The sequence below is a fragment of the Sphingomonas sp. Ag1 genome, from assembly GCF_000980895.1.
Lineage (GTDB): Bacteria > Pseudomonadota > Alphaproteobacteria > Sphingomonadales > Sphingomonadaceae > Sphingomonas > Sphingomonas panaciterrae.
This window is the reverse complement of sequence record NZ_LAZX01000091.1, coordinates 19,454-40,766: the sequence shown is the minus strand read 5'-3', so window position 1 is coordinate 40,766 and position 21,313 is coordinate 19,454. Positions and strand designations below refer to the sequence as shown.

Below are 21,313 nucleotides of genomic sequence, written 5' to 3'. Positions count from 1 at the left end.
ATCGCGCGGCTCATCGTATGGCACAAATGTCAATAGCGCGCGTTTACTGATGCGACGGCCCGATGATCGGGCCACCACAACAAAATGGGGTCGCACCATGCGCATGATTCGCGCCTTGCTGCCGGCTGCCTTTGGACTGGCAGCCATCACGTCTATGCCCGCTCTGGCGGAAACGTCAACGTCAACTGCGACGGCGACCGCCGGGTCGGCGAGCCATGTCACATCCTCTGCCGTTGCGCTGGTCGAAGCCGCAGCGACGCTGACGCCCGGCAAGTATCTGTGGGAAAATGACGTCGCGGCCGGGCCGGTGAGCATCCTCATCAGCATCCCGGACCAGAAGGCCTATGTGTATCGCGGCGATGCGCTGGTCGCGGTGTCGACCGTGTCGACGGGCAAGGAGGGCAAGGAAACGCCGGTCGGCGTGTTCACCATCCTCCAGAAGAAGGAGATGCACCGCTCCAACCTCTACGACAATGCGCCGATGCCGTTCATGCAGCGCCTGACGTGGGACGGGATCGCGATCCATGCCGGCAAGAACCCGGGCTTTCCCGCCTCGCACGGCTGCATCCGCGTGCCGGCAAGCTTCGCCAAGAAGCTGTTCGCCGCAACCGAGATGGGCGCGACCGTCGAGGTGACCGACGTTTCCTATTCGGGTGACATGCCCGCGCCGCGCAGCGATGCGCAGATGACGATCGCGGCCAATGAGGCGGCGATCAAGGGCGGCGCGACGGAAATCGCCAGCCGCTGAGGTCGGCGCACAATGATCGGCAGGTGCCGCGCACGTGGCGGCACCCGCGGATCTCCTTCCTGCTTACTTCTTGATCAGGCCGATCTCGACCAGCCGCTCACGCAGATAGCCGTTGGCAGTGATTGGCGTCGGATAGCGGTTCGGGTTTTCGGCCGTGATCGTCTGCGGCAGCGTCTCGATCATGAAATCGGGAGCGGGGTGCAGGAAGAACGGCATCGAATAGCGCGAATGGCCGCGACGCTCGACCGGCGGATTGACGACGCGGTGCGTGGTCGACGGCAGGACATGGTTGGTCAGCCGCTGCAGCATGTCGCCGACGTTGACAACCATCGCGCCCTCCGGCGGCTTGATCGCGAGCCACTGGCCCGAATCCCGGTCGAGGAGTTCGAGCCCCGATTCCTCGGCGCCAAGCAGCAGGGTGATGAGGTTGATATCCTCATGCGCGCCGGCGCGAACCCCCTCCGCATCGGCCGGGATCGGCGGATAGTGGAGCAGGCGAAGCACCGAATTGCCGTCCTTCACGGCCGGATCGAACCAGTCGGGGGCGAGGCCCAGGTCGCGCGCGATCGCGGAGAGCAGCTTGTCGCCCGCGGTGTCGAATGCCTGGAACAGCTCCAGGAAGGTGTCGCGGAAACCCTCCGGCCGGGTCGGCCAGACATTGGCGGGCATTTCGTCGGCATAGGGGTGGCCGGCGGGCAGCTCGCGCCCGACGTGCCAGAATTCCTTCAGGTCGACGTGCTTGGCGTCCTTGGCGATCTCGGTCTTGAACGGCGTGTAGCCACGCGCGCCGCCGGCGCCTTCGACGAAATAGCCGCGCTTCTCCGCCTCCGCCAGCGCGAACAGCGCCTCCGTCTGACGCCAGGCGCGCGCAATCAGATCCTGCGACACGCCGTGATCCGCGACGATCGCGAACCCGAATCGGCGGAACGACCCGCCCAGATCAGCCGCGAAGCGATCGGGATCGCGCGCCTGATCGGCAAGGCTCAGGGTCGGCACCTTCGCCAGCGGGGTATCAAGCATCACAAACGCCTCAATCACGAACTAATGAAAGGCGCCACATAGTCATCCGACGGTTCGCCCGCCAGTGCGCGGAACCGACCGCGCGTCCGGGCGAGCGGGTGTTCAGCCGCCAATCGTCACCGTGCCGGCGGCGCGGTCGCCGGCTGGTTGCAGGTCGATGCGGAACGGTTCGCCATCGGTGTCGCCGCTCAGCGTATTGCCCGACACCTTCACCGTTGCCCCGGCCTTGGCGAACTCGCCGGCCAGCCAGTCGCGCACCGTGTCGACGGCCGCGGGGCTTTCGAACGACATGCGCACCACGCCGTCCCCCTCATTACCGCCGGCGTTGACGTTCATCGCGCCGATCTTCGTCCCCGGATAGAGGTGAACGCCGTTGATCTCGAAATTGTCGCCGGTGAACTGCATGCGCGGCAGCTTGATCGAACCCTTGAGGAGCGGCGTGTCGAGCTTCACCTCCCCCGTCGCGCCATTGATCGACGCGGCGCCGTTGCCAGCATCGATCGACACGGTCGTGCCTTGCCCATCCTGGCGATCGCAGGCCGCGAGGCCAAACGCGCAGAGCGCGACGGGAAGCAGGAGCGAACGCATGGCAGTCCTTTCGTGTACTGGTTCTATAACACACTAACGAAGCGGGTCGTTCCGGCAAGCCCGCCCGTCAAGCCGGCTGACACGACGACCGTTCCCGCCTAGGGCGGCGCGATGTCCGCGCCCCTTCCCGTCGCCAACCTCGATCGCGGCGCCCCGATCCACATCGGCGAATTCATCGCCATGACCGCGTCGCTGATGGCGATGGCGGCGCTGGGCATCGACACGATGCTGCCCGCGCTGCCCGACATCGGCAACGCGCTGGGCGTGACCGACGTCACCGATCGCCAATATGTCATCACCATCTTCGGTGTCGGCTTTGGCGTCGCGCAGCTGCTGCACGGACCGCTGACGGATCGGTTCGGGCGGCGGCGCCTGCTGCTGGTCGTGCTGGCGCTTTATGCCGCGACCAACATTCTTGCCGCGCTGGCGCAAAGCTTCCCCCTGCTGCTGGTCGCGCGCTTCCTGGGCGGGTCGTGCGTCGCCGGGTGCCGCGTCGCGACCGTCGCGATGGTGCGCGATTGTTTTTCCGGCCGGTCGATGGCGCGGATCATGTCGCTGGCCTTCATGGTGTTCATGGCGGTGCCGGTCGCGGCGCCCGCGCTGGGCGCCGGCATCCTGCTGTTCGGCGACTGGCGGACGATCTTCTGGATCATCGCCGGGGCAGCGCTGCTGCTCGCCGGCTGGATCGCGATCCGCCTGCCCGAGACGCAACATCCCGAGGATCGCCGCCCCATCGAGCCCGGACCAATCCTGGCCGGCTGGCGCATCGCGCTGACCGACCGCCTGTCGCTCGGCTATTCGCTGGCGGCCGCAGCGCTGACCGGCGCACTTTATGGCTATCTCGGCACGATCGAGCCGATCATGGCCGAGACATTCGGCAGCCCGCAGCTGCTGATCGTCGTGTTCGCGACGACCGCGGCAACCATGGCGGTGGCCAATCTCGCCAATTCGCGGCTGGTGATGCGGCTGGGCATGCGCCGGCTGGGGCATGGCGCGGTCGCGGCACTGGTGGTGATCAGCCTGGCGCATCTCGCGCTGGTGCTGAGCGGGCGCGAGACGCTGTGGACCTTTGGCATTGCGCAGGCACTGACGCTCGCCTGTTTCGCACTGTCCACGTCCAACTTCTCGTCGCTGGCGATGGAGCGGATGGGGCATATCGCGGGCACGGCGTCGAGCGTGCAGGGGTTCCTGGCGATCACGATCGGGTCGGGGCTGGGCATGGTGGTGGGCCAGTCATTCGACGGCACCACTGCGCCACTGACGATCGCCTTCCTGCTTGCGGGACTTGCCGCGCTGCTCGCCGCCGGGCTGACGGAGCGCGGGCGGTTGTTCCACCCCGCCTGAGCTACACTGCGCAGCCCACGCGATGCGCCGGAACCGCGCGTAGCGTGCGGCCGTTGCAGCATCCTCGATCAGGAGGATTATCATGGGCGGCCATCAGGTGACGAGCCACGGTTCGGGTGACGACGGTTTTGACGAGGATGGCTATGACGAAAGCCAGCGTGCCGAAATCCTGGAAGCGACGCGGGACGGGCCGGGCGACGGCACGATCATCACCGATCTTGATCCCGATACCGACGCCAACGACGACGATGACGAGCAAGAAGACGAACTGCTGATGCGCGACGATCAGGTCGCCGAGCAGGATGACGATGCCGATCAGGATGAGGACGATATCGATGAAGACGTCGTCCAGGATGAATTCGACGACGGGTCGATCGCCGAAGATGAAGATCTCGACGACCCGGACGATGTCGCGCTCAATCCCTGACCGGCAGCGGCGGCGCTTCGTCCTGACGACGGCAACGCTGCTGCTGGCGACCGCCTGTTCGCCGCAGCAGCCGTCGGGCCAGGTCGATATCGGCAATGCCGCGCGGGCAGCGCACGAATCGGTCGGAGCCTATGCCAGCGGGTCGAGCAGCAGCGGTCCGACGGCTGCATCGACGGCCCCGGCGAGCGCCCGGCCCGCTCCCCTCGCCTCCCCATCTGCCAGCGCATCAGCGCCAGTGGCGGGCGCGACAGAAAAGGTAGCGGAGCCCGGCGCCGCGGAGGCCGCGGCGGTCGTGCGCCGCTACCTGGCGCTGATCGCCGACCGCGATTTCGCCACCGCCCGGTCGCTATGGGACCGGGGCGGCGCGGCGTCAGGCATGAGCGAGGCGGATTTCGCCGCCAGCTTCGCACGCTATCGCAGCTTCAAGGGCGAGGTGGGCGAGCCGGGCCGGATCGATGCCGGCGCCGGGCAGCGGTACATCACCGTGCCGGTGCGCGTGACCGGCACGCTGAAGAATGGCGATCCCTTCACGCTCGCCGGGCCGATCACGCTTCATCGCACCGGCCCCGTCGACGGTGCCACCGAGCAGCAGCGGCAATGGCATATCTCGGCTTCGGCGCTGAAGCCGCGCCCCGGCGCCGCTGCCCCCGCAACGCCTGACCAGGTGACGGCGCGGTTCCGGTGCCGCGACGGCCTCGCCTTCACCGCCGTCTTCGACAATGCCGCCGGTACCGTGGCGCTGGCCCTGCCGGGCGCGAAGGTGCAGATCCCCGCGCAGCGCGCCGCGTCCGGCATCTGGTATGAAGGAAGCGGCTACGAACTGCGCGGCAAGGGGCGCCATGCGACGTTGACCGAGCCGTCGGGAAAGCAGCACGCGTGCCGTGACCTTGACGATTAAGGGGCCGACTGGCCGGCAGCTTCCAACCGCCGTCGGACGCGACTAGGCGGGAATCATGCCGACGCTCGCGCTCCTGCTGATCTCCAACGTCTTCATGACGATCGCCTGGTATTGGCATTTGAAGGGCGGCATGGCGAAGCCGCTGCCCACCGTCATCCTGCTGAGCTGGGCAATCGCGCTGGTCGAATATTGTTTCGCCGTGCCGGCCAACCGGCTGGGCTATGCCAGCGGCTGGAGCGGCGGGCAGCTGAAGATCGCGCAGGAGGTGATCACGCTGCTGGTGTTCGGCGTCTTTGCGGTCGTTGTGCTGGGCGAACAATTGAGCTGGCGGCACGCCGGCGCCTTCGTCTGCCTGGTCGGCGCCGCCGCCTTCATGTTTGCCGGGAAAAGCTGACGCCTCAAGGGCGCCAGTGGGTGACCGTGTCGGCAAGATCCGGCCGCGGGCGTTCCTCCAGCGGCCGCGACGGCGTGCCGATAAAGATGAAGCCGGCGATCCGCTCGGGGGCCGCGCCAAAGGCATCGCGCACCCGGTCGTCAAACGCCGCCCACGTCGTCAGCCAGCCGCCGGCAAAGCCCATCGCATGCGCCGCATGGAGCAGGTTCATGCACGCCGCACCCGCCGACAATTCCTGTTCCCACAAGGGAATCTGGCTGTCGGTGCGCGGCGATGACAGGGCGACGACCAGCGCCGCGGCCTGATGCGCGAACTGTTCGATCGATTCTAGCTCGAGCCGCTTCGCCTCCGGTCGCTCTGCCACATACGCCGCCCGCAGCACCTCGGCGAAGGCGTCGCGCTGGTCCGCCCCGACGATGACGAAACGCCACGGCGCCAGCTTGCCATGATCGGGCGTGCGGCAGGCGATGGCGCACATTTCCTGCAGCTGCGCGTCGCTCGGTCCCGGGCCGGCGAGATCGCGCGGCTTGCCCGAGCGGCGGGTGCGCAGAAGCGCGAGAGGAGAGGAAAGGTCATTGAACATGCGCCTCTTTATCGCGAATCGTTCGCAAGTCGAGCGTCCAACCGCGAAACGTTTCGTTCGCAACAATGCTTGGGCATCGCGAAATTGCGCGCTAGGCTGAATCAATTCGGGATATCGATGATCCCCACCTGACTTCCAGGGAGCGTATTTTGCCCATCATCCCCTCGATCGCACTGGGATTCCTTGCGATCCTGCTCGCTGGCGGTGTCGCCGGCGCGGTCAAGAAGGGCCCCGAGTTCATGGGGCACCCCAAAGGCCTGTACGTGCTGTTCTTCGCCGAAATGTGGGAGCGTTTCTCCTACTATGGCATGCGCGCGCTGCTGATCTTTTACCTGACCAAGCACTGGCTGTTCGACGACAGCAAATCGAACCTCATCTACGGCGCCTATACCAGCCTGGTGTACATCACCCCGGTGCTCGGCGGCTATCTGGCCGATCGCTATCTGGGTCAGCGCAAGGCGGTGACCTTCGGTGCGGTCCTGCTGACGCTTGGCCATCTGCTGATGGCGGTGGAAGGCGACGGCGGCCAGGGATCGGCCGCAATCAACGTCTTCTGGCTGGCGCTTGCCTTCATCATCGTCGGCACCGGCTTCCTGAAGGCCAATATCTCGGTGATCGTGGGGCAGCTCTACCCGCTGACCGACACGCGCCGCGACGGTGCCTACACCATCTTCTACATCGGCATTAACACTGGCGCTGCAATCGGCACGATCATGGCCGGCTGGCTGGGCGAGACCTATGGCTGGGCCTATGGCTTTGGCGCGGCGGGCGTCGGCATGCTGCTCGGCCTCGTCGTCTTCATCCTCGGCAAGCCGCTGCTGCTGGGCAAGGGTGAGGCACCGCGGCCGCTGAAGGCGCGGACCGAATGGTCGCTTTATGCGGTCGGCCTCGCCTCCGTCCTCGTGATCTGGGCGCTGGTCCAGTATCAGGACGTCATCCAGACGCTGCTCATCATCTCGGGCATCGGCATGCTCGGTTATGTGCTTTTCGAGAGCCTGAAGCTGGAAAAACATGCCCGCGACCGCATGTTCGTGGTGCTGTTCCTGATCGCGCTGAACCCGGTGTTCTGGGGCCTGTTCGAACAGGCCGGCGGCAGCCTCAACCTCTACACCGATCGCTTCGTCGATCGTGGCGGGGTGCCGGCATCGCTGTTCCAGTCGATCAACCCGATCTACATCGTGCTGCTCGGCCCGATCTTCGCAGGCCTGTGGGTATTCCTGGGCAAGCGCGGGCTGGAGCCGTCGGCGCCGGCCAAGTTCGGCCTCGCGCTGGCGCAGGTCGGCCTGTCGTTCCTGGTGTTCGTCTGGGGCGCCCATACCGTCGGCGTCGAAGTCGCAACGCCGGTGTTCTTCGTCTTCGCCATCTACTTCCTGCAGACGACCGGTGAGCTGTGCCTGTCGCCGGTGGGGCTCAGCGCGATGAACCGGCTCGCCCCCAAGCACCTCGCCAGCCTGATCATGGGCGCCTGGTTCTACATGACGGCGGTCGGCAATTTCGTCGCCGGCAAGATCGGTGAGGCGACCGGCGGCGAAGGCGGCGAGATGACCAAGGAGGCGACGCTGGCGGTCTATTCCACCATCGGCTGGTGGACGATCGGCATCGCCGCGGTCGTCCTGGTGCTGAGCCCGCTGGTCAAGCGGATGATGCACCTCGACACGCTGCACGACGACACCGACCACGCCATGGCCGGCGAGCCGGAGCTTGCCGAACCGGCGGCGGCGGGGCTGAACACGGCGGGAGAAACGCGCCGCTGACACGATACCGGCCTGTCACCGCGGAAGCATCGCGCGTGACAGGCCGGAAGCGACCAACAACGGGGGAGGATCGAAGATGGGCAACGTCGTGGCGGCCGCAATCGCGTTCGCAGGAACGCACTTTCTTCTGTCCCATCCGCTGCGCGCCCCCCTGATCCGCGCGATCGGGCAGAAGGGATTTCTGGGCCTCTACAGCCTGGTCGCGCTCGCCACGCTCATCTGGCTGGTGCTCGCCTATCGCGCGGCGCCGGCCGCCGCCCTGCTATGGCCGGTCGGCGATGCCCTGTGGGCGATCGGCACGATCCTGATGCTGCTGGCGGCGATCCTGTTCATGGGATCTTTGGTCCGCAACCCCGCGCTGCCGGAAGCGAACACCGATGTCGTGCCGACCGCGGCCGGCGTCTTTGCCATCACCCGCCACCCGATGATGTGGAGCCTCGCCATCTGGGGCATGGTCCACATCATGGTCTTTCCCGACCCGGCCAATATCGTCGTTGCGCTGTCGATCATCGTCCTGGCGCTGGCCGGCGCGCGGATGCAGGACCGCAAGAAAGAGAAACTACAGCCCGAATTCTGGCGTGAGTGGGAGCGACGGACCAGCTTCTGGCCGTTCGCTGCCATTGCCGCGAAGCGCGCGCGGATCGGCAGGATCGGTGGCCATGCGCTGGGCGGCGGCAGCGTCATATGGCTGGCGGCGACGTGGGCGCATATTCCGCTGTCCGGCTGGCCGGCCGGCATCTGGCGCTGGATCGGCTGAGCCCTTCCCTCGCCCGATCGACGGGGATCAGCGCCGCAGCGTATCGAGGTCCGCGCGCGTATTCACATTGGTGGGAAGGTGATCGAGCGTGACCGCGCGTGCGCCCACCGCGGCCGCCCAGCGGCGCACCGCGCGCGGCTGATCGGCGGCCAGCCAGTCCTGCAGATGATCGGCAAGGCTGCTCGGCCAGTGCCCGACCACCGGCAGGCCTTCGACATAGGCAGGGCCCTCGCCGGCAAGCCGCCGCGCGAGGTCGGCGGGCAGCAAGGGCACGTCGCATGGCGCGCTCAGCACCGCGGCAAAGCCGTGATTGCGCGCCCAGGCCAGCGCCCCCGCGAGCGCGCCGAGCGGCCCTAGCCCCGGCGCTGGGCGGTCGGCGACGCTGGTGAGCGTGCCATGCGTGCGCCCGACCACGATCACCGCCGCTGCCTGATCTGCCAGCGCCTGCGCCACATGATCGATCAGCGGGCGCCCCTCGAACAAGGCCAGCGCCTTGTCCGATCCGAAGCGGCTCGCCGCGCCGCCGGCCAGGATGGCGCCGAGGATGGATTGGCTGATCGTCATCGCCTCACTCTAGCCGCTGCGATCACAAAGGAGAAAAGGCCCGGCGATCGGATCGCCGGGCCCCTTCGGTACGCGCCGTTACTTCCGGCAAAACTGTTAGCGGCAGCTCACGTTGCCACGATCCACCTGCGAGCCGAGCAGCGCACCCGCACCAGCGCCGATCAGCGCGCCGAGCGTGTTCGAGCTGCCATTGGCGAGCAGGCTGCCGAGCACGCCGCCACCCAGGCCACCGATGATCAGGCCGGTCGTGCCGTCGTTGCGGCGGCAGTAATAGCGCCCGTTGTTGCCGCGATAGATGCGGTCGTTCCGGCCGAGGCGACGGGTCTGATAATATTGGCCGTCGCGATAGAAGTTGTCGGCATAATAACGCTGCTGGCCCGGCGGCAGGCGATTATAGTCGTAGCGACCCCATTGGTTGCGATCGCGGCGCCAGTCGTTGCGCGCGTCGCGGCGATAGTCCTGGCGCGCGTCACGCACGTCGCGGCGATATTCGCGCTGCGCCTGGCGCACGTCGCGCGGCGAATCCGCCCGGCGCAGGTCGCGCTGATAATCGCGCCGCGCCTCTCGCACGTCCTGACGATATTCCCGCCCCGACTGTGCCTGAGCCGGCATGGCGGTGGCCGTTGTTGCAGCGGCCAGCACGGCGGCGATGATGATACGCATCGAAAGCTCCTCGCTGATGATGCGGGAAGAACAACCACATTGGCGCTAAGTTGCGTGAACAGGAAACTACATCCTGTTCATCTTCCCGCCACTTAGTTCTCCAGCGTATGACTGAGCGTGATCTCAGCGTTCAACACCTTGGATACAGGGCAGTTTGCCTTTGCGTCGGCCGCGATGCGATCGAACTCTTCGGCGCTGATGCCGGGCACCTTGGCCTTCAGCTCAAGCGCGGACCTGGTGATGGTGAAGCCGTCACCATCCTTGTCGACCGTCACCTTGGCCGTCGTGTCGAGGACGCCATCCTCGTGCCCCGCCGCGGCCAGCGCGAAACTGAGCGCCATGGTGAAGCAGCTGGCATGGGCGGCAGCGATCAGTTCCTCCGGATTGGTGCCGGGTTCGTCGCCAAAGCGCGTGCCGAAGCCGTAGCGCTGATCCTTGAGGACGCCGGACTGGGTCGAGACGGAGCCCTGCCCGTCCTTCCCCAAACCCTCATAGCGCGCGGAACCGTTGCGTGTCGGCATGTCAGCTTCTCCTCATAGCAAAACGGGCGCGGTCCGCCGGACCACGCCCCTTTCGTGTTCGACAATCCGGGTAACGGATCAACGGCAGCGACGGTTGCTCGTGCTGCGCTCGATCTCGCGGCCGGCCAGCGCGCCGACGGCGGCGCCGCCCAGCGTGCCCAGCGTACGATCGCCGCGCGTATCGATGGTGCGGCCGAGCAGCGCGCCGGCAACGCCGCCGACCACGAGGCCGGTGGTGCCATCAGGCTTGCGGCAGCGGATGCGGCCGTCATTGCCCTTCCACTCGCGATACTTGTAGCGGCGCTGCGCATCGGCATCGGTGGTGGTGACCATCACGCTGGGAACGACCATGGCGGTGGCACCGAGCGCCAGCATCATCTTACGCATTATTACTGTCTCCCTCGAAATTCGATACGATGGTATGATTGATATGCCATCGTAACGTGCGCTTCATACGGCGGTTGCATGAACCTGAAACAACCGTGCGTTCATGTTGGGAGACAGGTCGCGCGCGTCGGGAGAATAGCCGCGCTTCCGGGCGCCGCAGGAACGAGGGTCCCGCGGCGCGGAACAGGTCAGTCGCGCAGCAGTTCGTTGATGCTGGTCTTGGACCGGGTGCGCTCATCCACGCGCTTCACGATCACCGCGCAGTAGAGGCCAAGGTTGCCACCGGTCGAGCCGGGGACGACTACGGCATAAGGCGGCACTTCGCCGATGAAGGTTTCGCCGGTCGCGCGATCGATGATCTTGGTCGACGCGCCGAGATAGACGCCCATCGACAGCACCGCGCCCTCGCCCACGCGAACGCCCTCCGCCACCTCCGAGCGCGCCCCGATGAAGGCGCCGTCGCCGATGATCACCGGATCGGCCTGCAGCGGCTCCAGCACGCCGCCGATACCGGCGCCGCCCGACAGATGGACGTTCTTGCCGATTTGCGCGCATGAGCCGACGGTCGCCCAGGTATCGACCATCGTCCCCTCACCGACATAGGCGCCGATGTTGACGAAGCTGGGCATCAGGATCGCGCCCTTGCCGATGAAGGCGCCGCGGCGAACCACGCTGCCCGGCACCGCGCGGAAGCCGGCGTCGCGGAACTCCGCCTCGCTCCAGCCGGAGAATTTGGACGGCACCTTGTCGAACCAATGACCAGCGCCCGGCCCGTTATCGATCAGCGCATTGTCGTTCAGGCGGAACGACAGCAGCACCGCCTTCTTCAGCCACTGGTTGACGCGCCAGCCGCCATCGCCGTCCGGTTCGGCGACGCGCGCCTTGCCGGAATCGAGCAGCGCCAGCGCGCGGTCGACGGCGACGCGCACCTCGCCCGCGGTGGAGACGCCGATGTCCGCCCGGTTTTCCCAGGCGGTGTCGATCGTGGTTTCGATATCGGTCATTTGCCTTCCAATATGCTGGTCAGCCACGCGGTGAGATCCGGCGTGGTGAAATCGATGAAACTGCGGTCGCTGTCATGCGCCTGTTCGGATCCGTTATCGACCCAGACGGTCGTCATGCCGATCGCCTTGGCCGGCGCCAGGTTGCGCGCCATGTCGTCGGCGAACAGCGCCGTCGTCGGATCGATCGACAGTCGTTCGCACAGGCCGGCATAGGCCGACGGCGCGGGCTTCGGCGCCAGATCCATGGCGTGAATATCGTGCACCGCCTCGAAGCTTTCGCCCAGCCCGAGCCGGTCGAGCACGCGCGCGGCATAAGGCGCGTCGCCATTGGTGAAGACCACCTTGCGCCCCGGCAGCTTCGCCACGGCGGCGGCGAGCGGCACGTTTTCCTCCAGCACGTCCATCTCCACGTCGTGGACGAAATCGAGAAAGTCGTGCGGATCGACGTGATGCTCCGCCATCAACCCGGCGAGCGTGGTGCCATGGCCAAGGAAATAGGCCTTCTGGATCCGCCGCGCCTCCCCCCGGTCAGTGCCGAGAAGCCGGGCGATATAGTCCGTCATCTTGGCGTCGATCTGCGCGAAGAGATCGGCGCTCGACGGGTAGAGGGTATTGTCCAGATCGAAGATCCAGGCGCGGATATGGTCTAGACCCGGCGGCATGGCGCTGCGTTACGGACGCCGGCGCGCACGGGCAAGCCAATCCGGCCAAAGCCGTGCTTGGGCACGGTGAAGCTGGGGATGGTTGCGATCGGCAACCCTTCCGCCCACATCATCAGCCATGACCAAATATTCGCTGCTCGATCTCGTCCCGGTCGTCGAAGGCGGTACCGTCGCCGACGCGCTTGCCAATGCCGCCGATCTGGCCCGCCATGCCGAGGCGCATGGCTACAACCGCTATTGGGTGGCGGAGCATCACGGGATGGAGGGCATCGCCTCCGCCGCAACCGCGGTGGTGATCGCGCATGTCGGCGCGGCGACCAGCACGATCCGCGTCGGCGCGGGCGGCATCATGCTGCCAAACCATGCGCCGCTGCAGATCGCCGAACAGTTCGGCACGCTCGACGCGCTGTTCCCGGGCCGCATCGACCTGGGGCTGGGCCGGGCGCCGGGCAGCGACCAGCGCGTGGCGCGGGCGATCCGCCGCACGCTGGACAGCGATCCCAACGCCTTCCCCAACGATGTCGTGGAGCTGCAAAGCTACCTTGCCGATGATGGCCGCACCGGCATCACCGCGACCCCGGGTGCTGGCGCCAAGCCGCAGCTGTGGATCCTCGGCTCCTCGCTGTTCGGGGCGCAGCTCGCCGCGATGCTCGGGCTGCCCTATGCCTTTGCCTCGCATTTCGCGCCCGATGCGCTCGACCAGGCGATGGAAATCTATCGCCGCGACTTCCGCCCCTCGGCGCAGCTTGAGCGGCCCTATGCGATGGCCGGCTTCAACGTCTTCGCCGCCGATACGCGCGACGAGGCGGCATTCCTCGCCACCTCGCAGCAGCAGCAGTTCGTCGCGCTGCGCACCGGCAATCCGGGCAAGATGAAGCCGCCGGTGCGCGGCTATCGCGAAAGCCTGCCGCCGACCCATGCGCGGATCCTCGATTCCGTGCTGTCGTGCAGCGCGGTCGGCGACCGCGACGATGTGGCGGCGGGGATCGCTGCCTTCGTCAAGCGGACGGGGATCGACGAGGTGATGCTGACCAGCAGCATCTACGACCATGAGGCGCGCAAGCGCAGCATCGCCATCGCCGCCGAAGCGATGCGGGTGCCCGAACTGGCCTGATTACCGATGATGTCCCCCGGCGCTGCCGCCGGGGGACATCGTCAGGCCGCGACGCGCGCCACCTCGGGCCGGGCGCGCAGGCCCAGCAAGTGGCAGATCGCGAAGCTCAGTTCCGCGCGGTTCAACGTGTAGAAATGGAATTGCTTCACGCCGCCCGCATACAGCTTGCGGCACAGTTCGGCGGCGAGCGTGGCGGAAACGAGCTGCCGCGCATCGGGCAGGTCGTCCAGCCCGGCGAACAGATGCTCCATCCAGCCCGGCACATCGGTGCCGCACATCTTCGACATGCGCTGGACCGCGGCGAAGTTGCTGACCGGCATGATGCCCGGAACGATCTCCGCATCGATGCCGGCCGCCGCCACCGCATCGCGAAAGCGGAAGAAGACGTCGGGCGAGAAGAAGAACTGGCTGATCGCGCGCGTGGCGCCAGCGTCCATCTTGCGCTTCAGATTGTCGAGATCGATCGCCGCATCGCCCGAATCAGGGTGGCATTCGGGATAACAGGCAACCGAAATCTCGAACGGGTGCAACCGGCGCAGCCCCTCGACCAGCGCAGCGGCATTCTCATAGCCGCCCGGATGCGCGGCATAACGCTCACCCACGCGCGGCGGATCGCCGCGCAGCGCGACGATGTGGCGCACGCCAGCGGCCCAATATTGCTCGGCCACCGCGTCGATCTCCTCGCGCGTCGCCTCGACACAGGTAAGGTGCGCGGCGGCGGGAATGCTGGTTTCCCGCGCGATCCGCGCGACCGTGTTGTGCGTTCGCTCGCGGGTCGATCCGCCGGCGCCATAGGTCACCGAGACGAAGCGCGGCGCGAGCGGCGCCAGCGTCGCCATCGACTTCCACAGCGTCGCTTCCATCGCCGGCGTCTTGGGCGGGAAGAATTCGAAGCTGACCTCCGCGTCGCCGGCGACATTGGCGAATAGTGGCGCATCCAGCGCGCGGCGTGCCTCTTCCAGCTGATTGATCGATAGGGTCATGCCGCCTTCACCTCGTGCAATGTCGTGCCCGCCGTCTTGCCGGGGGCCGCGGCCGGCTTTCGCCCCAGCCAAATCTTCACCGTCAGTTCGCCGCCTTCCAGCGTCTCGATCCGTTCCGCGACCAGCCCGGCCGCGTCGAACCAGCCGCTGATCTGCGCATCGGAAAAGCCGAGCCGCGTGTGTGCGTCGCGCGTGCGCAATTCCTCGCGATCATGCGGCGCAAAGTCCGCGATCAGTAGTCGTCCGCCCGGCGCCAACACACGCGCCGCCTCGACGATCGCGGCGCCCGGCTGCTGCGCATAATGGAGCACGTGATGGACGATCGCGACATCGGCCGCGGCATCGCCCAGCGGCAGCGAATACAGGTCCGCCTGGCGCAACTCGGTATTGGCCAGCCCGCGCTCCCCGATCTTGGCGCGCGCGATGCGCAGCATCTCGGAGCTGCGATCGATCCCCAGCGCGCTGTCGGCGCGCGGCGCGAACAGCTCAATCATCCGCCCCGTACCGGTGCCGATATCGATCAGCCGGCCGAGCGGTGCATCGCCCAGCATCTGCTGCATCGCCTTTTCCACATCGGTTTCGGCAATGTGGAGCGAGCGGATCGCATCCCATTCGGTGGCATGCGCCTCGAACCATTGCGACGCCGAGGCGGCGCGGTCGGCGCGTACCGCGGCAAGGCGCGCCGCGTCGGTCGCCCCTTCGCGATCCGGAACGTCGCCTTCCCATGAATCGATCGCTGCCAGTACCGGATCGACCAGCGCGGGGGCACCCAGCGCGACGAACACCCAGCTGCCTTCCTTGCGCCGCTCGGTCAGGCCGGCGTCGCACAGGATCTTCACATGGCGGCTGACACGCGGCTGGCTTTGCCCCAGAACGAGCGCAAGCTCACCGACCGACAATTCCATCGTGCGCAGCAGACGCAGGATGCGCAGCCGGGAGGAATCGGCCAATGCACGGAATATCTCGAGCGCCTGGGTCACAAGGACGAGATATAAAGATATCTTTATATGTCGTCAAACGATGGATTGCCGGAGCGGGGCGACCAAGCACGACCGCGATCGTTGCGGAGCCAAAACGCCTTATGCACGTTTCTGCCGCTAACGCCGCGCGTCGGCCAGGGTCCATGACAGGGAGAGTGTTTATGAAGTTTCTCGCCATCACCGCCGGCATCGCCACCGCCGCCGCACTCGCGGCGTGCAGCCCGCAGGCGCAGAATGAAAGCGCCGAGGCCGCCAATGCGATCGGTGCCGATGTCAGCGCCACCACCAGCAATGCGGTGAACGACGTCGACCGGGCAACGGACGAGGCGCTTGGCTCGGCCGAGCGTGCGATCGAGAACGCCGGCGACGATATCGAGCGCGGTGCCGACCGTGCCGGCGCAAAGGCAGAGCGTGACGCCGATCGCGCCGGCCGTGCGATCGACAACGCCACTGAAGACGCCCGTGAGGCGACCGGTGACGCGCTGACCGACGCCGGCAACGCGATCAAGCGTTGATGCGAGGAGACATGAGGGGCGCGCGGTTCGCGCTCCCCTTGTTGCTGCTCCCCGCGATGGCGGCGCTTGCCGCCTGCTCGGGTGACCCGCCGCCACCGGGCGCGGTCACGGCCGAGGAGGAGCAGCAGTTGAACGAGGCGGCGGCCATGCTGGAGGCGAACAGCATCCGGCTCGATGAGGTCGCCCCTACCGACGGGAATGTTCAGTGAAGACACGCCTCGGCTCCTCCGACCTGCAGATCGCGCCGCTGGTGCTGGGCGGCAACGTATTCGGCTGGACGGCCGATCGCGACGCGAGCTTCGCCGTGCTCGACGCCTTTGTTGCCGGCGGCGGCACGATGATCGACACCGCCGACGTCTATTCCGCCTGGGTTCCCGGCCACAAAGGCGGCGAATCCGAGACGATGATCGGCGAATGGCTGAAGGCGTCGGGCAAGCGCGACGCGGTGTTGATCGCGACCAAGGTCGGCATGTTGCCGGGCGACGGCGGCAAGAAGCTGGCACCGGCACGGATCGCGGCGGCGTGCGAGGCATCGCTGAAGCGGCTCGGCACCGATCGGATCGACCTGTATTTCGCGCATCAGGATGACGAGGACACGCCGCAGGAGGCCGCGCTGGAGGCGTTCGCCGCCTTGGTGAAGGCCGGCAAGGTCCGCGTGCTCGGCGCGTCCAACTTCAGCGCGATGCGGCTGAAATCCGCCAATGAGGCCGCGCGCGCCGCGGGACTGCCGCGCTACGACGTGCTTCAGCCCGAATATAATCTCGTCAGCCGGACCAAGTTCGAGGGCGAGCTTCAGGATTATTGCGTCGAGCAGAATGTCGGCGTGGTGCCCTATTACGGCCTCGCCTCCGGCTTCCTCACCGGCAAGTACCGCACCCGCGACGACCTGTCGAAGAGTGTGCGCGGCGGCCGGATGGGCGATCTGCTGGAGGGTAAGGGCAAGGCCGTGCTCGACGCGCTCGACAGTGTCGCCGCGGAAACCGGCGCAACGCTGGCGCAGATCTCGCTCGCCTGGCTGATCGCCCAGGAGGGCGTCACCGCGCCAATCGCCAGCGCGACCAGCGTCGCGCAGGTCGAGGATCTGCTGCCGGCCATGACGCTCAAGCTGTCGGCGGACCAACTCGATCGGCTGACCAACGCCGGCGCCTGAGGCGCGACCTCAGGGGTAAGAGGGAGGCAAAGCGGCGTTAACCAGATCGCGTCAGTGCGCCGCAATGCCTTCATGCTATCGGATGACCATGCTTTCGCCACTCCGACTCGTGCTGCTCGCCCTAGCGATCGCTGCCGGCTCGGTGGCCTTTGCCGCCACCCGTCCGCCGCCGCCACGCGTGCTCGCCAGCCAGATCATTCCCCCTGCCCGGCCCGCCGTTGCCGAAACGACGCCTGTGTCCAAGCCGCCCGCCGCGGCGCAGGACGCGGCCTATACGATCAAGTCGATCCTGCCTATCGAAGGGCCGATGAAGATGGGCGACCATCATTGGGACGAAAGCGCCGCCCCGGCGACGGGCACGCTCATCATCACCGTCGATCTTGCCGCGCAGGTGCTCAGCGTCTTTCGCGACGGGCATGAGATTGGCGCGGCGGCGATCCTGTTCGGCGCCGATTCGAAGCCGACCCCGCTCGGCGTCTATCCGATCACGCAGAAGAGCAAGGATCACGTTTCCAACATTTATCACGCGCCGATGCCGTACATGCTTCGCCTGACCAATGATGGGATCGCGGTGCACGCCAGCGAGGTGGCTGACGGTTATATGACGCACGGTTGCATCGGCGTGCCCAAGCCCTTCGCGAAGAAACTGTTCGAGACGGCGAAGCTGGGCGACAAGGTCATCATCACCCGCGGTGAGGCGCTGGAGATTGGACAGGCGGTAAAGGCTGCCTGAGCCGCGGCGTCGCCGATCAATCCCCGGCAAAGGTCAGCGCGGTGATCCGCCGCTCCCGCTCGTTGATGGTCAGCGCGCGGCCCGCCGGTGCGGCGGCACGCTGTGGACATTCCTGGCGGAAACACTGGCGGCACCCCAGCCCGATCGGCATCGCCACGCCGGCAAGGTCGAAGCCGCGAGCGACCGCCAGCGTCCCGGCATGTTCCGCCGCCACACCGATGCCGACCGCAAATTCGGCCGAAACCAGTCCGTATCGCTGCCCCTGCGGCGTCACCGTGCGCGCCATCGTAAGCCAGCGCTCGCCATCCTCCAGTTCGACCAACTGAACCGCGAGGTGCCCCGGCCGATCGAACGCATGGTGCAAATGCCACAAGGGGCAGCGCCCCTCCGCCTCGACCAGCGCCGCGCCGCTCGCCCCGGCATAGCGTTTCGATGACTGCCCCGCCCGGTCGACGCGGATCATGAAGAAGGGCAGCCCCCGCGCGCCGACCCGCTGAAGCGTCGTCAACCGGTGTGCGACATGCTCGAACCCGGCACCAAAGCGGCGCTGCAGCAGCTCGATATCGTATCCAGTCGCCTCGCAGGCGCGCAGGAAGCGGGCATAGGGCATCATCACCGCTGCGGCGAAATAGCTGGCGAGATGGCGGCGGAACAGGCGATCGGCGGCGATCTGGCCGAAGCCGGCGCCCGCCACCAGCGCGTCGATTTCAGCCCGAGATTCGATCAGCGCCAGCTGGAACGCCGCGGCAAAGGTGCGGCTCGCCGGATCGAGCAATTCGGACAGCTGAAGCTGGCGCGCATGAAGGTCCAGCCGCCGCAGCACGTCGGGCATCACATCGACCGGCAGGATGCGGATGGCGAGGCTGTGCTTCACCCGCAGCCGCTCGGCGATCGCGCCATACAGGTCGCCCGCGCCGAGCCGCAGCTCGTCGGCCAGCGCCTCCGCCGCTGCGTCCAGATCGGGGAAATGGTTGCGCCACCGGCCGATCTCCCGCCGTACCAGCGCCACCGGATCATCGCTGGGCGCCGCCGTTGCTGCCCCCTGCCCCGCGCGGTCGAAGGCGCGCGCGAATGCCTCCGCCCCGCCCGGCGCCGCGGCGAGCCATTCCTCCAGCTCGTTGCGATCGATCTCAAGGTCGGCGAACATCGGGTCGGCGAGCCGCCGCCGCATTGCGTCCCGCCCACCGCCCGGCTCGGCCGCGGTCAATGCGCGCGGATCGAAATCGAACGTCTCCGCCAGTTTCACCAGCAGGGTCGCTGATACCGGGCGCTGGTTGCGCTCGACCAGATTGAGGTAGCTGGGGCTGATCGCCAGCATCTCGGCCATCGCCGCCTGACTCAGCGCCTGCTGCCGCCGCAGCCGCCGCACCACATGCCCCGCCATCAACTTTCGCTCAGCCATCCCGCCACGCTGACCGAGCCGAGTTATTCTGTCAATTCTTTACAGCAATACAGATGATGTCTGCCGCTTGTCCGACCCGATGACACCGAATCATCAGAGCGCCGCGTTGTGAATATCCGCTCCATGCTGTTCTTATGATCGCAGTTGTAAGCATTCACACAGGAGGAACGACCATGGACGCTACCCCGCAGCGCAGCCGCGCCGTTTTCTCGACCGAGGACTTCGGCCTCATGAAGGAAGCGATCGGCGAGTATATCAAGAAGATCGCCGACGAACCCCGCTCGGCCAAATTCTCCAACCTGTACCATCGCCTCGGCCGCCTCGGCTGACCGCGAACCCGCCTGATCCAATCGTGCGGGACCGGTCCCGCGTGCCACCATCCGCGACAGGAACAATGATGACCTACCAGGAACAGACCAGTCAGATCGGCCAGCTCGTTGCCAGCTATAATGGCACGTGGGACGGGATCGACGCTGAATCCGTGGCGCGGATGCGGCTGCAGAACCGGTTCCGCACCGGCCTCGACATTGCGCGCTACACCGCCGGCATCATGCGCCGCGACATGGCCGCCTATGACGCCGATCCGGCCAATTACACCCAGTCGCTGGGCTGCTGGCACGGCTTCATCGGGCAGCAGAAGCTCATCTCGATCAAGAAGCATTTCGGCACCACCAAGGGGCGGTATCTCTACCTGTCCGGCTGGATGGTCGCCGCGCTGCGCAGCGAGTTCGGCCCACTGCCCGACCAGTCGATGCACGAAAAGACCAGCGTTCCCGCGCTGATCGAGGAACTCTACACCTTCCTGAAGCAGGCCGATGCCCGCGAACTGGGCATGATGTTCCGCGATCTCGACAAGGCACGCGAGACGGGCAACGAGATTGAGGCGCAGCGGCTGACGCAGGCGATCGACAATTACGAGACGCACGTCGTGCCGATCATCGCCGACATCGACGCCGGCTTCGGCAATGCCGAGGCGACGTATCTGCTGGCCAAGAAGATGATCGAGGCGGGCGCCTGCGCGCTGCAGATCGAGAACCAGGTCTCGGACGAAAAGCAGTGCGGCCACCAGGACGGCAAGGTCACCGTGCCGCACGAGGACTTCCTCGCGAAGGTCCGCGCCTGCCGCTACGCCTTCCTCGAGCTTGGCGTCGATGACGGCATCATCGTGACCCGCACCGACTCGCTCGGCGCCGGCCTCACCAAGCAGATCGCCTTCTCGAAGGAGAAGGGCGACATCGGCGACCAGTACAATGCCTTCCTCGATTGCGAGGAAGTCACCGACCTGTCGACGCTGCGCGGCGATGTCGTGATCGAGCGTGACGGCAAGCTGATGCGCCCGAAGCGCCTGCCGTCGAACCTGTTCCAGTTCCGCGAAGGGACCGGTGCCGACCGCTGCGTGCTGGATTGCATCACGTCGCTGCAGAATGGCGCCGACCTGTTGTGGATCGAGACGGAGAAGCCGCACATCGAGCAGATCGCGTCGATGGTCGATCGCATCCGCGAAGTCGTTCCCAATGCGAAGCTGGTCTATAACAACAGCCCCAGCTTCAACTGGACGCTGAACTTCCGCCAGCAGGTGTTCGACGCCTGGGTCGAGGCCGGCAAGGATGTCTCCGCCTATGACCGGGCGAAGCTGATGAGCGTCGATTATGACGACAGCGACCTGGCGGCAGAGGCCGACGAGCGGATCCGCACCTTCCAGAAGGATGCGGCGGCGCGGGCCGGCATCTTCCACCACCTCATCACGCTGCCGACCTATCACACCGCGGCACTCTCGACCGACAATCTCGCCAAGGAATATTTCGGCGAGGCGGGGATGCTCGGCTACGTCAAGGGCGTGCAGCGGAAGGAAATCCGCGAAGGGATCGCCTGCGTGAAGCACCAGAACATGTCGGGCAGCGACATCGGCGACGATCACAAGGAATATTTCGCCGGCGAGGCCGCGCTGAAGGCCGGCGGCGTCCACAACACGATGAACCAGTTCGCGGCGTAGCGCGGGCAAGGGCAGCCTTGCTGCCCTCACCTCGCGCAAGCCTGGCCGGCGGCGCCGCTCAGGCGCGGTCGACGACGCGGCTTCGCCGCGGCGCCACCCGGCCACCAAGTTCCTGGGGAGGAAGGATGC

Annotated in this window: 26 protein-coding genes; 14 read left to right on the top strand and 12 right to left on the bottom strand. The window is 66.7% G+C overall.

Going from position 1 to position 21,313, the window contains the following annotated elements; all coding sequences use genetic code 11:
• Positions 1-97: 97 nt before the first annotated feature.
• A complete protein-coding gene (locus tag XM50_RS09970) occupies positions 98-748 on the top strand; it encodes a L,D-transpeptidase family protein (protein WP_052742528.1) in 651 nt (216 codons plus the stop codon).
• A gap of 63 nt (positions 749-811) precedes the next feature.
• Here XM50_RS09970 and XM50_RS09965 read toward each other — a convergent pair whose 3' ends face one another.
• Both XM50_RS09965 and XM50_RS19210 read right to left on the bottom strand, forming a co-directional pair.
• The gene (locus XM50_RS09965) at positions 812-1,768 is read right to left on the bottom strand and encodes an isopenicillin N synthase family dioxygenase (protein ID WP_046409193.1); all 957 of its coding nucleotides are present in this window, start codon (positions 1,766-1,768) and stop codon (positions 812-814) included.
• 102 nt (positions 1,769-1,870) lie between these two features.
• The gene (locus XM50_RS19210; protein ID WP_052742527.1) at positions 1,871-2,356 is read right to left on the bottom strand and encodes a hypothetical protein; all 486 of its coding nucleotides are present in this window, start codon (positions 2,354-2,356) and stop codon (positions 1,871-1,873) included.
• A gap of 111 nt (positions 2,357-2,467) precedes the next feature.
• Here XM50_RS19210 and XM50_RS09955 point away from each other — a divergent pair, with 111 nt between their 5' ends.
• The 4 genes from XM50_RS09955 (at position 2,468) to XM50_RS09940 (ending at position 5,419) form a co-directional block, all read left to right on the top strand.
• Complete coding sequence (locus XM50_RS09955; RefSeq protein WP_046409192.1) at positions 2,468-3,700, top strand: multidrug effflux MFS transporter; 1,233 nt, start codon at positions 2,468-2,470, stop codon at positions 3,698-3,700.
• 82 nt (positions 3,701-3,782) lie between these two features.
• The gene (locus XM50_RS09950) at positions 3,783-4,127 is read left to right on the top strand and encodes a hypothetical protein (RefSeq protein WP_046409191.1); all 345 of its coding nucleotides are present in this window, start codon (positions 3,783-3,785) and stop codon (positions 4,125-4,127) included.
• On the top strand, positions 4,108-5,025 hold the full coding sequence (locus XM50_RS20090; protein ID WP_052742526.1) for an MliC family protein: 918 nt from the start codon (positions 4,108-4,110) through the stop codon (positions 5,023-5,025). Before XM50_RS09950 ends, XM50_RS20090 begins: the two co-directional genes overlap by 20 nt.
• 55 nt (positions 5,026-5,080) lie before the next feature.
• Positions 5,081-5,419: a DMT family protein gene (locus XM50_RS09940; RefSeq protein ID WP_046409190.1), complete on the top strand. Its 339-nt coding sequence runs from the start codon at positions 5,081-5,083 to the stop codon at positions 5,417-5,419.
• Between the two features lie 4 nt (positions 5,420-5,423).
• Here XM50_RS09940 and XM50_RS09935 read toward each other — a convergent pair whose 3' ends face one another.
• On the bottom strand, positions 5,424-6,002 hold the full coding sequence (locus XM50_RS09935) for a nitroreductase family protein (protein ID WP_046409189.1): 579 nt from the start codon (positions 6,000-6,002) through the stop codon (positions 5,424-5,426).
• A 239-nt stretch (positions 6,003-6,241) separates the two neighbouring features.
• Between XM50_RS09935 and XM50_RS09930 the strand changes: the two genes are divergently transcribed.
• Both XM50_RS09930 and XM50_RS09925 read left to right on the top strand, forming a co-directional pair.
• On the top strand, positions 6,242-7,756 hold the full coding sequence (locus XM50_RS09930) for a peptide MFS transporter (protein ID WP_156167231.1): 1,515 nt from the start codon (positions 6,242-6,244) through the stop codon (positions 7,754-7,756).
• A gap of 76 nt (positions 7,757-7,832) precedes the next feature.
• Complete coding sequence (locus tag XM50_RS09925; RefSeq protein ID WP_046409187.1) at positions 7,833-8,513, top strand: NnrU family protein; 681 nt, start codon at positions 7,833-7,835, stop codon at positions 8,511-8,513.
• Positions 8,514-8,540: 27 nt separating this feature from the next.
• Here the strand turns inward: XM50_RS09925 and mobA are convergent, their stop codons facing one another.
• From mobA to XM50_RS09895, 6 genes are all read right to left on the bottom strand, one after another.
• The gene (gene mobA, locus XM50_RS09920) at positions 8,541-9,077 is read right to left on the bottom strand and encodes a molybdenum cofactor guanylyltransferase (protein ID WP_046409186.1); all 537 of its coding nucleotides are present in this window, start codon (positions 9,075-9,077) and stop codon (positions 8,541-8,543) included.
• Positions 9,078-9,173: 96 nt separating this feature from the next.
• Entirely contained in the window at positions 9,174-9,740 is a 567-nt protein-coding gene (locus XM50_RS09915) for a glycine zipper 2TM domain-containing protein (protein WP_046409185.1), read from the bottom strand.
• A 92-nt stretch (positions 9,741-9,832) separates the two neighbouring features.
• The gene (locus XM50_RS09910) at positions 9,833-10,261 is read right to left on the bottom strand and encodes an OsmC family protein (RefSeq protein ID WP_046409184.1); all 429 of its coding nucleotides are present in this window, start codon (positions 10,259-10,261) and stop codon (positions 9,833-9,835) included.
• Between the two features lie 78 nt (positions 10,262-10,339).
• Entirely contained in the window at positions 10,340-10,648 is a 309-nt protein-coding gene (locus XM50_RS09905) for a glycine zipper 2TM domain-containing protein (RefSeq protein WP_046409183.1), read from the bottom strand.
• Positions 10,649-10,836: 188 nt separating this feature from the next.
• On the bottom strand, positions 10,837-11,652 hold the full coding sequence (gene dapD, locus XM50_RS09900) for a 2,3,4,5-tetrahydropyridine-2,6-dicarboxylate N-succinyltransferase (protein ID WP_046409182.1): 816 nt from the start codon (positions 11,650-11,652) through the stop codon (positions 10,837-10,839).
• Positions 11,649-12,314 (bottom strand): pyrimidine 5'-nucleotidase, encoded by a 666-nt coding sequence (locus tag XM50_RS09895; protein ID WP_046409181.1) that lies wholly within the window; start codon positions 12,312-12,314, stop codon positions 11,649-11,651. The genes dapD and XM50_RS09895 overlap by 4 nt, the downstream gene beginning before the upstream one ends.
• A gap of 118 nt (positions 12,315-12,432) precedes the next feature.
• Here XM50_RS09895 and XM50_RS09890 point away from each other — a divergent pair, with 118 nt between their 5' ends.
• The gene (locus tag XM50_RS09890; protein ID WP_046409180.1) at positions 12,433-13,428 is read left to right on the top strand and encodes an LLM class flavin-dependent oxidoreductase; all 996 of its coding nucleotides are present in this window, start codon (positions 12,433-12,435) and stop codon (positions 13,426-13,428) included.
• 41 nt (positions 13,429-13,469) lie between these two features.
• Here the strand turns inward: XM50_RS09890 and metF are convergent, their stop codons facing one another.
• Positions 13,470-14,411 (bottom strand): methylenetetrahydrofolate reductase [NAD(P)H], encoded by a 942-nt coding sequence (metF, locus tag XM50_RS09885; protein WP_046409179.1) that lies wholly within the window; start codon positions 14,409-14,411, stop codon positions 13,470-13,472.
• Positions 14,408-15,391 carry an ArsR/SmtB family transcription factor gene (locus tag XM50_RS09880; RefSeq protein WP_046409178.1) on the bottom strand — a complete coding sequence of 328 codons (984 nt, stop codon included), beginning with the start codon at positions 15,389-15,391 and terminating at the stop codon, positions 14,408-14,410. The genes metF and XM50_RS09880 overlap by 4 nt, the downstream gene beginning before the upstream one ends.
• Before the next feature lie 161 nt (positions 15,392-15,552).
• Between XM50_RS09880 and XM50_RS09875 the strand changes: the two genes are divergently transcribed.
• The 4 genes from XM50_RS09875 (at position 15,553) to XM50_RS09860 (ending at position 17,789) form a co-directional block, all read left to right on the top strand.
• Complete coding sequence (locus XM50_RS09875; protein ID WP_046409177.1) at positions 15,553-15,906, top strand: hypothetical protein; 354 nt, start codon at positions 15,553-15,555, stop codon at positions 15,904-15,906.
• A gap of 11 nt (positions 15,907-15,917) precedes the next feature.
• On the top strand, positions 15,918-16,115 hold the full coding sequence (locus tag XM50_RS09870; RefSeq protein ID WP_046409306.1) for a hypothetical protein: 198 nt from the start codon (positions 15,918-15,920) through the stop codon (positions 16,113-16,115).
• On the top strand, positions 16,112-17,056 hold the full coding sequence (locus tag XM50_RS09865) for an aldo/keto reductase (RefSeq protein WP_046409176.1): 945 nt from the start codon (positions 16,112-16,114) through the stop codon (positions 17,054-17,056). Before XM50_RS09870 ends, XM50_RS09865 begins: the two co-directional genes overlap by 4 nt.
• An 82-nt stretch (positions 17,057-17,138) precedes the next feature.
• The gene (locus tag XM50_RS09860) at positions 17,139-17,789 is read left to right on the top strand and encodes a L,D-transpeptidase family protein (RefSeq protein ID WP_046409175.1); all 651 of its coding nucleotides are present in this window, start codon (positions 17,139-17,141) and stop codon (positions 17,787-17,789) included.
• 16 nt (positions 17,790-17,805) lie between these two features.
• Here XM50_RS09860 and XM50_RS09855 read toward each other — a convergent pair whose 3' ends face one another.
• Positions 17,806-19,191, bottom strand: coding sequence for a helix-turn-helix domain-containing protein (locus XM50_RS09855; RefSeq protein WP_046409174.1), 1,386 nt, complete (start codon positions 19,189-19,191; stop codon positions 17,806-17,808).
• Positions 19,192-19,364: 173 nt separating this feature from the next.
• On the opposite strand from XM50_RS09855, the gene XM50_RS20515 reads away from it, so the two are divergent.
• Both XM50_RS20515 and XM50_RS09850 read left to right on the top strand, forming a co-directional pair.
• Positions 19,365-19,520, top strand: a complete 156-nt coding sequence (locus XM50_RS20515; protein WP_164518819.1) for a hypothetical protein — start codon at positions 19,365-19,367, stop codon at positions 19,518-19,520.
• Positions 19,521-19,588: 68 nt separating this feature from the next.
• Positions 19,589-21,184, top strand: a complete 1,596-nt coding sequence (locus XM50_RS09850) for an isocitrate lyase (RefSeq protein WP_046409305.1) — start codon at positions 19,589-19,591, stop codon at positions 21,182-21,184.
• Positions 21,185-21,313: the final 129 nt, after the last annotated feature.

Coding starts and splice junctions, on each gene's coding strand:
- XM50_RS09970 (WP_052742528.1), top strand. CDS start 98: ATGCGCATGATTCGCGCCTTGCTGCCGGCTGCCTTTGGACTGGCAGCC.
- XM50_RS09965 (WP_046409193.1), bottom strand. CDS start 1,768: ATGCTTGATACCCCGCTGGCGAAGGTGCCGACCCTGAGCCTTGCCGAT.
- XM50_RS19210 (WP_052742527.1), bottom strand. CDS start 2,356: ATGCGTTCGCTCCTGCTTCCCGTCGCGCTCTGCGCGTTTGGCCTCGCG.
- XM50_RS09955 (WP_046409192.1), top strand. CDS start 2,468: ATGTCCGCGCCCCTTCCCGTCGCCAACCTCGATCGCGGCGCCCCGATC.
- XM50_RS09950 (WP_046409191.1), top strand. CDS start 3,783: ATGGGCGGCCATCAGGTGACGAGCCACGGTTCGGGTGACGACGGTTTT.
- XM50_RS20090 (WP_052742526.1), top strand. CDS start 4,108: ATGTCGCGCTCAATCCCTGACCGGCAGCGGCGGCGCTTCGTCCTGACG.
- XM50_RS09940 (WP_046409190.1), top strand. CDS start 5,081: ATGCCGACGCTCGCGCTCCTGCTGATCTCCAACGTCTTCATGACGATC.
- XM50_RS09935 (WP_046409189.1), bottom strand. CDS start 6,002: ATGTTCAATGACCTTTCCTCTCCTCTCGCGCTTCTGCGCACCCGCCGC.
- XM50_RS09930 (WP_156167231.1), top strand. CDS start 6,242: ATGGGGCACCCCAAAGGCCTGTACGTGCTGTTCTTCGCCGAAATGTGG.
- XM50_RS09925 (WP_046409187.1), top strand. CDS start 7,833: ATGGGCAACGTCGTGGCGGCCGCAATCGCGTTCGCAGGAACGCACTTT.
- mobA (WP_046409186.1), bottom strand. CDS start 9,077: ATGACGATCAGCCAATCCATCCTCGGCGCCATCCTGGCCGGCGGCGCG.
- XM50_RS09915 (WP_046409185.1), bottom strand. CDS start 9,740: ATGCGTATCATCATCGCCGCCGTGCTGGCCGCTGCAACAACGGCCACC.
- XM50_RS09910 (WP_046409184.1), bottom strand. CDS start 10,261: ATGCCGACACGCAACGGTTCCGCGCGCTATGAGGGTTTGGGGAAGGAC.
- XM50_RS09905 (WP_046409183.1), bottom strand. CDS start 10,648: ATGCGTAAGATGATGCTGGCGCTCGGTGCCACCGCCATGGTCGTTCCC.
- dapD (WP_046409182.1), bottom strand. CDS start 11,652: ATGACCGATATCGAAACCACGATCGACACCGCCTGGGAAAACCGGGCG.
- XM50_RS09895 (WP_046409181.1), bottom strand. CDS start 12,314: ATGCCGCCGGGTCTAGACCATATCCGCGCCTGGATCTTCGATCTGGAC.
- XM50_RS09890 (WP_046409180.1), top strand. CDS start 12,433: ATGACCAAATATTCGCTGCTCGATCTCGTCCCGGTCGTCGAAGGCGGT.
- metF (WP_046409179.1), bottom strand. CDS start 14,411: ATGACCCTATCGATCAATCAGCTGGAAGAGGCACGCCGCGCGCTGGAT.
- XM50_RS09875 (WP_046409177.1), top strand. CDS start 15,553: ATGAAGTTTCTCGCCATCACCGCCGGCATCGCCACCGCCGCCGCACTC.
- XM50_RS09870 (WP_046409306.1), top strand. CDS start 15,918: ATGAGGGGCGCGCGGTTCGCGCTCCCCTTGTTGCTGCTCCCCGCGATG.
- XM50_RS09860 (WP_046409175.1), top strand. CDS start 17,139: ATGACCATGCTTTCGCCACTCCGACTCGTGCTGCTCGCCCTAGCGATC.
- XM50_RS09855 (WP_046409174.1), bottom strand. CDS start 19,191: ATGGCTGAGCGAAAGTTGATGGCGGGGCATGTGGTGCGGCGGCTGCGG.
- XM50_RS20515 (WP_164518819.1), top strand. CDS start 19,365: ATGGACGCTACCCCGCAGCGCAGCCGCGCCGTTTTCTCGACCGAGGAC.
- XM50_RS09850 (WP_046409305.1), top strand. CDS start 19,589: ATGACCTACCAGGAACAGACCAGTCAGATCGGCCAGCTCGTTGCCAGC.